At 70.5% G+C, this 11,916-nt stretch carries 8 protein-coding genes; 7 read left to right on the forward strand and 1 reads right to left on the reverse strand.

All coding sequences use genetic code 11. From position 1 onward, the window contains the following. Positions 1–210 precede the first annotated feature (210 nt). Positions 211–1,890: a PucR family transcriptional regulator gene (locus tag ACIQV3_RS19100; protein ID WP_403713561.1), complete on the reverse strand. Its 1,680-nt coding sequence runs from the start codon at positions 1,888–1,890 to the stop codon at positions 211–213. Positions 1,891–2,143: 253 nt separating this feature from the next. Between ACIQV3_RS19100 and ACIQV3_RS19105 the strand changes: the two genes are divergently transcribed. From ACIQV3_RS19105 to ACIQV3_RS19135, 7 genes are all read left to right on the forward strand, one after another. Then, entirely contained in the window at positions 2,144–3,040 is an 897-nt protein-coding gene (locus ACIQV3_RS19105) for a xanthine dehydrogenase family protein subunit M (RefSeq protein ID WP_112451346.1), read from the forward strand. 2 nt (positions 3,041–3,042) lie between these two features. Continuing rightward, a complete protein-coding gene (locus ACIQV3_RS19110; protein WP_385367681.1) occupies positions 3,043–3,651 on the forward strand; it encodes a (2Fe-2S)-binding protein in 609 nt (202 codons plus the stop codon). 2 nt (positions 3,652–3,653) lie between these two features. Further along, the gene (locus tag ACIQV3_RS19115) at positions 3,654–6,059 is read left to right on the forward strand and encodes a xanthine dehydrogenase family protein molybdopterin-binding subunit (RefSeq protein WP_403713562.1); all 2,406 of its coding nucleotides are present in this window, start codon (positions 3,654–3,656) and stop codon (positions 6,057–6,059) included. 375 nt (positions 6,060–6,434) lie between these two features. Next, positions 6,435–7,898 (forward strand): NCS2 family permease, encoded by a 1,464-nt coding sequence (locus tag ACIQV3_RS19120; protein WP_403713563.1) that lies wholly within the window; start codon positions 6,435–6,437, stop codon positions 7,896–7,898. A gap of 83 nt (positions 7,899–7,981) precedes the next feature. Beyond that, the gene (locus ACIQV3_RS19125; RefSeq protein WP_403713564.1) at positions 7,982–9,145 is read left to right on the forward strand and encodes an XdhC family protein; all 1,164 of its coding nucleotides are present in this window, start codon (positions 7,982–7,984) and stop codon (positions 9,143–9,145) included. A gap of 120 nt (positions 9,146–9,265) precedes the next feature. Further along, entirely contained in the window at positions 9,266–10,573 is a 1,308-nt protein-coding gene (locus ACIQV3_RS19130; protein WP_403713565.1) for a YncE family protein, read from the forward strand. Between the two features lie 90 nt (positions 10,574–10,663). Further along, positions 10,664–11,902, forward strand: a complete 1,239-nt coding sequence (locus tag ACIQV3_RS19135; RefSeq protein ID WP_403713566.1) for a GNAT family N-acetyltransferase — start codon at positions 10,664–10,666, stop codon at positions 11,900–11,902. The last annotated feature ends 14 nt before the right edge of the window (positions 11,903–11,916 follow it).

An 11,916-nucleotide genomic window follows, 5' to 3' on the forward strand; every position in this document is an offset into this window, starting at 1 on the left:
GTATCCGCCACATTGCCCTCCCCAAAGCAACCAAGCAGCACGTCGTTGAGCCCTGGGGCGAAATGAGAGCACGGATCGGCGGGTTCGGCCAAGGGGTCGGGTGAACTCTTTCACAAAGTCCGGACGGATCATCAGTCGCCCCCGCCCGGCCTCCAGTCGGGCTCCACTCGGTCCCGACCGGCCCCCCGGCCGGTCAGGCGGTGGATCTTCTCAGCTCATCCGCAGTGCCAGGAAGAAATCGAGCTTGTCCTCCAGCCGGGAAAGGTCCCGTCCCGTCAACTGCTCGATTCGCCCGACCCGGTACCTCAGCGTGTTGACGTGGAGGTGCAGCCGCGTCGCGCAGCGGGTCCACGAGCCGTCGCAGTCCAGGAAGGCTTCGAGGGTGGGGATCAGCTCCGCGCGGTGGCGGCGGTCGTAGTCGCGCAGCGGGTCCAGCAGCCGGGCCGTGAAGGCGCGGCGGACGTCGTCCGGGACGAACGGGAGCAGCAGGACGTGCGAGGCCAGCTCGTGGTGGCCGGCCGCGCAGACCCGGCCAGGGCGGGCCGCCGCGACCCGGCGGGCGTGCCGGGCCTCTTCCAGGGCCCCGCGCAGGCCCTCGGCGGAGGACACGGCCGCGCTGACGCCCAGGGTGAGCCGGCCGTCGTCGGCGAGTCCGGCCGCCAGGGGGTCCCGTACGGCCGCGAGCAGCGTTTCCGCGTGCAGGGCGGTGTCGGGGCCCTTCTCCTCGCCGGGCTCCCCGGCGGGCGCGGGCAGCGGTACGAGGGCGATCGCCTCGTCCCCGGCGTGCGCGACGGCGATCCGGTCCGAGGGTTCGGGACCGGAGACGGAGGGGTCCACGAGGATCTCTTCGAGCAGCGACTGGGCGACGGGGCCGCCCGCGATGTCGCCGCCGTCCCAGTCCACCCGGGCCACGACGACCTGCCAGTGCGGGGCGGTGCCCAGCCCGGGCAGGAGCACCGGGGCGGCCACCCGCAGGCGGGCGGCGATCTCGGCGGGCGGAGCGCCCGTCTGGACCAGCTCCAGGACCTCCTGGGCGAGGCGGCGGCGCACCGTACGGGCCGCGTCGCGGCGGTCCCGCTCGACGGCGATCAGCTGGGTGACGCCCTGGAGCAGGTCGAGCCGCTCGGCCGGCCAGTCGCCGGCGTCGGCCTCGACGGCCAGCAGCCAGTCGGAGAGCACGCTCTCGCGGACGTCCCGGGCCGCCGGACCGGCGGCGCCGCGCCCGTGTCCCCTGATCGGGAAGAGGGAGTACGTAATACCCTGGAGGGACATCCGGTGCGGTCCCCTGCGGCCCGTCCGGACCGCCGCGAGGTGCTCGCTCGCCAGTGCCGCGCAGATGCCCGGCGCCAGCGGCTCGCCCGCCCCGGCGATCTGCCGTCCGGTGGGGGAGAGCACCCAGGCCCGCAGATCGAGGTCCGTGGTGAGCAGATCGAGGACCACATCGGGTCCGCCACCGGCCGGACCGGAGGTCATGAGCCGCCGATGGCGGTCCACGACGGCCGCGAGGTCCCCGGCGCGCTCTCCCGACACCTGTCGGACCACATACTCGGTGATGGTGGCGAATGCAACGTCTTCGTTCACAGCGAACAACGGGAGACGGTTGCGCAGACACGCCGTGACGAGGTCGTCGGGAATGTCACCCAACTCCGCCTCGCCGGCCGCGAGCCCGGCGACTCCGGCGCTCGCCAGGATTCGTACGAACGGCTCGGAGTCGGCTGAATTTCGTCTCCAGGCCAGGCCAGTGAGGACCAGCTCCCCTCCGGATAGGTATCGGCTGGGATCCCTCAGGTCGGTCGTCATGACCCCGCGGACCGTCCGGTCGAGTTCTTCCTCGCCGCCCAGCAGCCGCAGCCCCAGCGCCTCGGTTTCCAGCAGTGCGCGCAGCCGCATGATGTCGCCGCCGATCTGTCTCGAATGTTGCCGTTGGAAATCGGGCAGGTCGTCGCATCCTGCCTTTCATACGAATCTACAAGACGAGGGAGGTCCCCAGCCAACTCCTTCATGGTTTCGGTGACTGCACCCGGGGGACGGACGGCCGGTGTACTGAGTCCACACCGCGTTAACAGCACGTGAACGACCAGTCGAGGGCCTAACGGCCTCCTGGCTTGAAGTGAACGACCCGATTAAGAAGAAGAGAGCCGACATGGACTTCCTTCGCCCCGCCAGCTGGGAGGAGGCGCTCGCCGCTAAGGCCGAGTTCCCCACAGCTGTGCCGATCGCGGGTGGCACCGACGTGATGGTCGAGATCAACTTCGACCACCGTCGGCCGGAGTACCTCCTGGACCTGAACCGCATCGGTCTCCTGCGGGAGTGGGAGGTCGGCGAGGACGTGGTTCGTCTGGGCGCCTCCGTCCCGTACACGCAGATCATGGAGAACCTCCGCACGGAGCTTCCGGGACTCGCGCTCGCCTCGCACACGGTCGCGTCCCCGCAGATCCGTAACCGCGGAGGTGTCGGCGGCAACCTCGGTTGCGCCTCGCCGGCCGGCGACTCCCACCCCGCGCTGCTCGCGGCGGGCGCCGAGGTCGAGGTGGAGTCCGTACGCGGATCCCGCCTGATCCCGATCGACGAGTTCTACACCGGCGTCAAGCGCAACGCGCTGGCCGCCGACGAGCTCATCAAGACCGTCCACGTCAAGAAGGCGGACGGCCCCCAGCAGTACTCCAAGGTCGGCTCCCGCAACGCGATGGTCATCGCCGTCTGCGCGTTCGGCCTGGCGCTGCACCCCGAGACCCGCACGGTCCGTACCGGCATCGGTTCGGCCGCGCCGACCCCGATCCGGGCGAAGGCCGCCGAGGAATTCCTGGGCGCCGCGCTCGAAGAGGGCGGCTTCTGGGAGTCCGGCAAGGTCATCACCCCGTCGATCGCCAAGCAGTTCGGTGACCTCGCCTCCGGCGCGGCCAACCCGATCGACGACGTCCGCGGCACGGCGAAGTACCGCCGCCACGCGGTCGGCATCATGGCTCGCCGCCAGCTCGTCTGGACGTGGGAGCAGTACCGCGGTTCGAACAACGGCCGCTCGCTCGAAGGGGCTGCGTAATCATGCGCGTCAATTTCACTGTCAACGGCCGTCCGCAGGAAGCCGACGACGTCTGGGAGGGCGAGTCCCTCCTCTACGTCCTGCGCGAGCGCCTGGGCCTGCCCGGTTCGAAGAACGCCTGTGAGCAGGGTGAGTGCGGTTCCTGCACCGTCCGTCTCGACGGTGTGCCGGTCTGTTCCTGTCTGGTCGCGGCCGGTCAGGTCGAGGGCCGCGACGTCGTGACCGTCGAGGGCCTGGCGGAGTTCGCCAAGCAGCGCGACGAGCACGGCCACGGCGGTGCCTGTGGCACCGGCGGCGGCTGCGGCAGCAAGGGCGGCGTCTCCCTGGACGCGGCCAAGCAGTGGCAGGCCAAGCCGGGCGACTCCCAGACCGGTGAAGGTGTCGAGCTCTCCACCATCCAGCAGGCGTTCATCGACGCCGGCGCCGTCCAGTGCGGTTTCTGCACCCCGGGCCTCCTGGTCCAGGCGGACGCGCTGCTGGAGGAGAACCCCTCCCCGTCCGACCAGGACATCCGTGAGTCCCTGTCCGGCAACCTCTGCCGCTGCACGGGCTACGAGAAGATCCTCGACGCGGTCCGCCTCGCGGCCGCCCGTCAGTCTGAGGCGGTCTGACCATGGCTCAGAACACGCGCACGGTTCCGGCCGGTACGCCGACCAACGTCACGCAGAAGCACAACAAGGGCGGCATCGGCGAGTCCACGCTGCGCCCGGACGGCACCCTCAAGGTGACCGGTGAGTTCGCGTACTCCTCGGACATGTGGCACGAGGACATGCTGTGGGGCCAGACGCTCCGCAGCACCGTCGCCCACGCCGAGATCGTCTCGATCGACATCTCCGAGGCCCTGGCGATGCCGGGTGTGTACTCGGTGCTGACGTACGACGACCTGCCGGCCGAGATGAAGAACTACGGCCTCGAGATCCAGGACACCCCGGTTCTCGCCAACGGCCGGGTACGTCACCACGGTGAGCCGGTCGCCCTCGTGGCCGCCGACCACCCGGAGACCGCCCGCCGCGCGGCCGCCAAGATCAAGATCGACTACCGTGAGCTGCCGCTCGTCACGGACGAGGCCTCCGCCCTCGCCGAGGGCGCGCCGCTGATCCACGAGGGCCGCGACGACCACCACATCGGTCACGTCCCGCACCCGAACATCGTGCACCGCCAGCCGATCATCCGCGGCAACGTGGAAGAGGCCCGCAAGCGCGCCGACGTCATCGTCGAGGGCGAGTACACCTTCGGCATGCAGGACCAGGCCTTCCTCGGCCCGGAGTCCGGTCTGGCCGTACCGTCCGAGGACGGCGGTGTCGAGCTGTACGTCGCCACCCAGTGGCTGCACTCGGACCTCCAGCAGATCGCCCCGGTCCTGGGCCTGCCGCCGGAGAAGGTCCGCATGACGCTCTCGGGCGTCGGCGGCGCTTTCGGTGGCCGCGAAGACATCTCGATGCAGATCCACGCCTGCCTCCTGGCCCTGGCCACGAACAAGCCGGTCAAGATCGTCTACAACCGCTTCGAGTCCTTCTTCGGCCACGTGCACCGTCACCCGGCGAAGCTGTACTACGAGCACGGCGCCACCAAGGACGGCAAGCTCACGCACATGAAGTGCAAGATCGTCCTGGACGGCGGCGCCTACGCGTCCGCTTCTCCGGCGGTCGTGGGCAACGCCTCCTCCCTCTCGGTCGGTCCGTACGTCCTGGAGGACGTGGACATCGAGGCGATCGCGCTCTACACGAACAACCCGCCCTGTGGCGCGATGCGCGGCTTCGGCGCCGTCCAGGCCTGCTTCGCCTACGAGGCCCAGATGGACAAGCTCGCCGCGAAGCTGGGCATGGACGCGGTCGAGTTCCGCCAGCTCAACGCCATGGAGCAGGGCACGATCATGCCCACCGGCCAGGTCGTGGACGCTCCGGCGCCCGTCGCCGAGCTGCTGCGCCGGGTCAAGGCCCGCCCGCTGCCGCCGGAGCGCCAGTGGGAGTCCGCCGGCGAGAACGCGGACGTCCGCGCGCTGCCCGGTGGTCTGTCGAACACCACCCACGGTGAAGGCGTCGTCCGCGGCGTCGGCTACGCGGTCGGCATCAAGAACGTCGGCTTCTCCGAGGGCTTCGACGACTACTCCACCGCCCGCGTGACCCTCGAGGTCATCAACGGCGAGGCCGTCGCGATGGTCCACACGGCCATGGCGGAGGTCGGCCAGGGCGGCATCACCGTCCACGCGCAGATCGCCCGTACCGAGCTGGGTGTCACGCAGGTGACCATCCACCCGGCCGACACGCAGGTCGGCTCCGCCGGTTCCACGTCCGCCTCGCGGCAGACGTACATGACCGGTGGCGCCGTGAAGAACACCTGTGAGGCCGTCCGCGAGGCGGTCCTGGAGATCGGCCGGCGCAAGAACGGCTCGTACCACCCCGCGTGGGCGACCGCCGAGCTGCTCCTCGAAGGCGGCAAGGTCGTCACCGATGGCGGAGAGGTCCTCGCGGACATCGCCGACATCCTGGAGGGCGAGGACGCGATCGACATCGAGCTCGAGTTCCGTCACGCCGCGACCGAGCCCTTCGACCTGGTCACAGGCCAGGGCAACGGCCACGTCCAGTACACCTTCGCCGCGCACCGCGCGGTCGTCGAGGTGGACACCGAGCTCGGCCTCGTCAAGGTCGTCGAGCTGGCGACCGCCCAGGACGTCGGCAAGGCCCTGAACATGCTCTCCGTGGTCGGCCAGATCCAGGGTGGTACCACCCAGGGCCTGGGCGTCGCGATCATGGAAGAGATCATCGTGGACCCGAAGACCGCGAAGGTGCGCAACCCCTCCTTCACGGACTACCTGATCCCGACCATCCTCGACACCCCGACCATCCCGGTCGACGTCCTGGAGCTCGCCGACCCGAAGGCCCCGTACGGCCTGCGCGGTATGGGCGAGGCCCCGACCCTCTCGTCCACCCCGGCCGTCATCGCGGCGATCCGGGCGGCGACCGGTCTGGAGATCAACAAGACGCCGATCCGTCCGGAACTGCTCACCGGCACTCTCTAGGACGGCTGGTCCGGGGGCCGTGAGGCCCCCGGACCCCCCCCCAGATTTCCGGGCGGTGTGACACGGGAACGTCACACTTCCAGCCGCACCGCCCGGAGCACAGAAGTCCGGAGTCATCAGCACCGCACCGCTCGCGGTCAATTTTCCCCGGAAGTACCCCCCCCGTAGTACCCCCCCAGGTGCACCGCTTACCCCAGGTGACACCAGGAGTACCAGCAGTACCGCAGATCCCTCGCAGTACCCGCAGTACACGCAGTGCACCTTTTGCGTCGCCTCGGGCCGTCACCCCGGGTCGTGCAGCCAAACGCGTTTTCCCAAATCCCGTGTCTCCAATCTTTATGCGGGTGCCCCTTTGAACCTTGGGAGTTAGGCACCATGACCCAGTCCTCTGTGGAGCCCAAGACCAGTGCGGAGGAGGTCGGAGACGGCTCTCCGACCCCCGCCGGCCAGTCTTGGCTCGACCGGTACTTTCACATCAGCAAGCGCGGATCCAACGTCGGCAACGAGGTTCGTGGCGGTATCACGACCTTCATGGCGATGGCCTACATCCTCCTGCTGAACCCCCTGCTCCTTTCGGGCAAGGATGTCGCGGGCAACTCGATGGCCCCGGCGGCGCTGATCACCGCGACGGCCTTCGCCGCGTGCGTCACCACGCTCCTCATGGGCTTCGTCGGCAAGGTGCCGCTGGCACTCGCCGCCGGTCTCTCCGTGTCGGGCGTACTCGCCTCGCAGGTCGCACCGGCCATGACGTGGCCGCAGGCCATGGGCATGTGTGTGATCTACGGTGTCGTGATCTGTCTCCTGGTCGTCACCGGCCTCCGCGAGATGATCATGAACGCGATCCCCCTCGCGCTCAAGCACGCGATCACCATGGGCATCGGCCTGTTCGTGGCCCTCATCGGCCTCGTGAACGCGGGCTTCGTCGGCAAGGGCTCGGAATTCGGTCCCCCCGTCACCCTCGGTCACGGCGGCGAGTTGGCCGGCTGGCCCGTCTTCCTCTTCTGCGTGACCCTGCTCGTCATCTTCGCGCTGCAGGCCCGCAAGGTTCCCGGTGCGATCCTGATCGGCATCGCCGGCGGAACCATACTCGCCGCCATCCTCAACGCCGTCGCGGACATCGACGCGAAGGCCTGGAGGAGCGGCCCGCCGGAGCTCGCGGGCTCCGCCATCTCGATGCCGGACTTCTCGCTCTTCGGTGACGTCGAGTTCGGCGGCTGGGGCGACGTCGGTGTCATGACGGTCGGCATGATCGTCTTCACCCTGGTGCTCGCCGGCTTCTTCGACGCGATGGCCACCATCATCGGCGTCGGCACCGAGGCGAAGCTGGCCGACGACAAGGGCCGCATGCCGGGCCTGTCCAAGGCGCTGTTCATCGACGGTGCCGGTGGCGCCATCGGTGGCGTCGCGGGTGGCTCCGGCCAGACCGTGTTCGTCGAGTCGGCCACCGGCGTCGGTGAGGGTGCCCGCACAGGCCTCGCCTCCGTCGTCACCGGTCTGTTCTTCGCCGCCTGCCTCTTCTTCACCCCGATCACGCAGATCGTCCCGGGTGAGGTCGCCTCCGCGGCCCTCGTGGTCATCGGCGGGATGATGATGCAGAACGCCCGCCACGTGGACTGGGCCGACAGCGCCACCGCGATCCCGGTCTTCCTCACCATCGTGATCATGCCGTTCACGTACTCGATCACGGCCGGCGTCGCCGCCGGTGTCATCTCCTACGTCGTCATCAAGCTGGCGCAGGGCAAGACGCGCGAGATCGGTGCCTTCATGTGGGTGCTGACCGGAATCTTCCTGGTCTTCTTCGCGCTGCACCCGATCGAGGGCTGGCTCGGGGTCAGCTGACCCGGGCGGATCTGATCCGTACCAAAAGCCGCGCCCTCCACGTATCCGATACTGGAATCTGAACCCCTCCGAGGAGGCCCCCCATGCTGGATATCGCCGAAGAACTGAACCGGTGGGTCGAGCAGGGACGTGACTTCGCCGTCGCCACGGTCGTGGCGGTCGGCGGGAGCGCACCCCGGCAGCCCGGAGCGGCCCTCGCCGTCGACAGTGACGGCACGGCCATCGGTTCGGTCTCCGGTGGATGCGTGGAGGGTGCGGTGTACGAGCTGTGCCAGCAGGCGCTGGAGGACGGCGAGACCGTCCAGGAGCGCTTCGGCTACAGCGATGACGATGCCTTCGCCGTCGGTCTGACCTGCGGCGGAATCATCGACATCCTGGTGACCCCGGTCCCCGTGGGCTCTCCCTCCCGGGAGGTGTTCGCGGCTTCGCTGGCCGCCGCCGCTCGCGGGGAGGCGGCGGCGGTCGCGCGGATCGCCGAAGGCCCGGCCGAGCTCATGGGCCGCGCCGTACTCGTCAGGGGCGAAGGTTCCTACGAGGGCGGGTTCGGTGGACACCCCGAGCTGGACCGGGCCATCGCCGAAGAGGCCCGGGCCATGCTCGACGCCGGCAAGACCGGCGTGCTGGAGATCGGCGCCGACGGCCGGCTCTGCGGAGAGCCGCTCAAGGTGCTGGTCGAGTCCAGCGTCCCGCCGCCCCGGATGGTCGTCTTCGGGGCCATCGACTTCGCCTCCGCCCTGGTGCGGATCGGCAAGTTCCTCGGCTACCGGGTGACGCTGTGCGACGCCCGGCCCGTGTTCGCCACGAAGAAGCGTTTCCCCGAAGCGGACGAGATCGTGGTCGACTGGCCGCACCGCTACCTGGAGGAGCAGTCCTCCGCCGGCGAGATCGACGGCCGGACGGTCCTGTGCGTCCTCACGCACGATGCCAAGTTCGATGTCCCGCTCCTCGAACTGGCCCTCAAACTTCCCGTCGCCTACGTCGGCGCCATGGGCTCCCGCCGCACCCACGAGGACCGCAACAAGCGGCTCCGGGAGGTCGGCGTGACCGACCTCGAGCTGGCCCGGCTGCGCTCCCCGATCGGCCTGGACCTCGGGGCCCGCTCGCCGGAGGAGACCGCGCTGTCCATCGCCGCCGAGATCGTCGCCAACCGGCGCGGCGGCACCGGCGCGGCCCTGACCGGCGCGCACATCCCGATCCACCCGGACGTCGCGAACACGGTGATCAGCAGGATCGGTTCCGTCGCTTGAAGAGGTGACGGGCTTTAGCACGGTGTGCAAAGGGCGCGACCCCGCGGGGGTTGCGCCCTTCCGTTGTTCCGCCTATCTTACCGGCCGGTAACAGCGTCTCCCCGTAACGGAGTTGACCGGATGTCTGCCAGCCGATCGAGCAACCGTCGTTCCCTGCCCGCCCTGGCGGCCGTGGCCGCGCTGGCGCTGGCCGCCCTCGGGGCGGGTCCGGCGCCCGCGGCGGGGGCCGGATTCGCGGCGGGCGCGGGGTCCGCGGCGGGCGCCGGACCCGCCGGTACGGGCCCGCGCGAGGTTCTGTTCGTGGGCAACAACTGGGAGGGCACCGCCGACGTTCTCGCCTCCACCGGGGACCTGGCCAAGGTGGGCCGGATCGACATGATTCCGGACAAGGAGGAGCGGCTCCGGGAGATCTACCTCAACCCGGTGAAACTCGCCTACTTCCTGGGCGTACGGGCCACCGCGGGCGAGGGCCACGACCAGTTCGTGGACGATATGTACACCACCCCGGACGGCTCCGCCGTCGTCGCCTCCCGCCCCAGCTTCGCCGACGTCGTCTCCATCGACGTCCGCACCGGCCGGGTCAACTGGCGCTTCCCCGTGGCCGGTTACCGGGCCGACCACATGGCGGTCTCCCCGGACGGCACCCGCGTGGCGGTCTCGGCCTCCACCGCCAACACCGTGCACGTCCTCGACATCGCGAGCGGCCGGCAGGCCGGCTCCTTCAGCACCGGCGACAAACCGCACGAGAACACCTTCACCCGGGACGGCCGCTTCCTGTGGAACAGCTCCATCGGCGACGTGACCTCCGCCCTCGACGCGCCCTGGCTGGACTGGACGAAGGGCGACCGCAGGATCACGGTCGCCGACGCGCAGACCCTCCGTCCGGTCCGGACGATCGACATGCGGGCCCGCCTCGACGCCTTCGGGCGCTCCGACCTGTCGGACGCGGTGCGGCCCATGTCCTTCACCCCGGACGAGTCGAAGATGTACTTCCAGGTGTCCTTCTTCAACGGCTTCGTCGAGTACGACGTGGCCGCCGACCGGATCACCCGGATCAAGACCCTCCCGGTGAACCCCGCCACCAGCACCGACCGCACCACCTGGGTCAACGACTCCCGGCACCACGGCATGTCCATGAGCCCGGACGGGTCCAAGCTGTGCGTCGCGGGGACCATGGACGACTACGCGACCGTGGTGGACCGGGCCACCCTGGAGCAGGGCCCCCTCGTCCCCGCCGTCAAGCCCTACTGGGCCACCGTGGACGGGGACGGCTCCGGCTGCGTGATCTCCGAGAGCGGCGCGGACCAGGTCACCGCCATCGACTTCGCCACCGGCACCAAGCGCGTCTCCGTACCCGTCGGCGACCACCCGCAGCGGATCCGGCTCGGGCGCGTCCCGGCGGACTGGACGGGGCCCGCCGCGCGCTGACCCGCCACCGGGTGGGGCGGGAGCCGGCCCTCATCGAGAATCAGCCCTTATGAAGTGACTGGTCCACCATGACCGATTAGTCTCCGGATCATGGTGGAGATCCGCGAGGTGCCCGAGTCCGACATCGACCGTGCCCTGGAGCTCGCGTACCTGGTCTTCCACGACCGCCCCGAGAAGGAGGGGCGCGAGCGGCACCACGAGCTGCTCCGCCCCTGCCTGCGGATCGGGGCCTACGACGGCGACGCGATGGTCGGGTTCATGGCCGCGCACGCGTTCCGGCTCTCGGTGCCCGGGGCCGACCTGCCCTGTCCCGGGCTCACCTTCGTCTCCGTCGCCCCCACCCACCGCCGGCGCGGCGTGCTGACCGCGCTGATGGGCGACATGCTGCGCCGCGCGGGGGCGGCCGGCAGTCCCGTCGCCGCCCTGTGGGCCTCCGAGGCGGCCATCTACGGGCGCTTCGGCTACGGCAGCGCCACCCAGGGCGCCACCATCGAGATCGACTCCACCCGGCCGCTGGCCCTGCGCATCGAGGCGGACCGCAGGCCGCTGCGGCTGGTCGCCCCCGAGGAGGCGGTCGCCGTCGTGGGCCCGTACCACGAGGCGGCCCGCGCGGTCCGGGCCGGGCGGCCCACCCGCAGCGAGCGGCGCTGGACCGAGGAGTGGCTCATCGAGCAGGACGAGGAGGACGAGGAGCTCAGCCCGCCCCGGATCATCGTCCTGGGGGAGCCGGGCGAACCGATCGCGGGCTACGTCCTCTACCGAACGAAGCCCGAGGAGAACACCGGGGGCGTGCGGACCCCGGGCCTGGTCCGGGTCGACGAACTGGAGGCCGACACCCCTCGGGCCGCCGCCGCCCTGTGGGAGTGCGTGGCCTCCCTCGACCTCACCGGCCGGGTCACCGCGTGGGGCCGGCCGGCCGACGACCCGCTGCTGCACTTCGCCGCCGACCGGGACCAGGTCCGGGTCACCGCCGTGTTCCCGGCGCTCTGGCTCCGGCTGGTCGACGTGGCGGCCGCGCTGACCGGCCGGTCCTGGGCCGCGCCCGTGGAACTCGTACTGGACCTGACCGACGTACGGCTGCCCGCGAACGCGGGACGGTTCCTGCTGAAGGCCGGGCCGGACGGGGCGGCGTACGAGCCCGCCGCCGCGGGCCGGGCCCCGGACCTGACCCTGGACGTACGGGAACTCGCGGCCTGCTACCTCGGCGGGACCCGGGCCGTCGAACTGGCCGCGTCCGGCCTGCTGGTGGAGCACACCCCCGGCGCGGCGGCGGCCCTGGACGCGGGGCTGCGCACCGCGCTGCTCCCGCACACGGCGGACGAGTTCTGAAGGATCCGCGGCGG

The sequence above is a fragment of the Streptomyces sp. NPDC099050 genome, from assembly GCF_044759865.1.
Taxonomy (GTDB): domain Bacteria; phylum Actinomycetota; class Actinomycetes; order Streptomycetales; family Streptomycetaceae; genus Streptomyces.

Bases quoted from the DNA above. Each gene is read 5' to 3' on its own strand.
- ACIQV3_RS19100 (WP_403713561.1), bottom strand. From the start codon at position 1,890: ATGCGGCTGCGCGCACTGCTGGAAACCGAGGCGCTGGGGCTGCGGCTG.
- ACIQV3_RS19105 (WP_112451346.1), top strand. From the start codon at position 2,144: ATGGACTTCCTTCGCCCCGCCAGCTGGGAGGAGGCGCTCGCCGCTAAG.
- ACIQV3_RS19110 (WP_385367681.1), top strand. From the start codon at position 3,043: ATGCGCGTCAATTTCACTGTCAACGGCCGTCCGCAGGAAGCCGACGAC.
- ACIQV3_RS19115 (WP_403713562.1), top strand. From the start codon at position 3,654: ATGGCTCAGAACACGCGCACGGTTCCGGCCGGTACGCCGACCAACGTC.
- ACIQV3_RS19120 (WP_403713563.1), top strand. From the start codon at position 6,435: ATGACCCAGTCCTCTGTGGAGCCCAAGACCAGTGCGGAGGAGGTCGGA.
- ACIQV3_RS19125 (WP_403713564.1), top strand. From the start codon at position 7,982: ATGCTGGATATCGCCGAAGAACTGAACCGGTGGGTCGAGCAGGGACGT.
- ACIQV3_RS19130 (WP_403713565.1), top strand. From the start codon at position 9,266: ATGTCTGCCAGCCGATCGAGCAACCGTCGTTCCCTGCCCGCCCTGGCG.
- ACIQV3_RS19135 (WP_403713566.1), top strand. From the start codon at position 10,664: ATGGTGGAGATCCGCGAGGTGCCCGAGTCCGACATCGACCGTGCCCTG.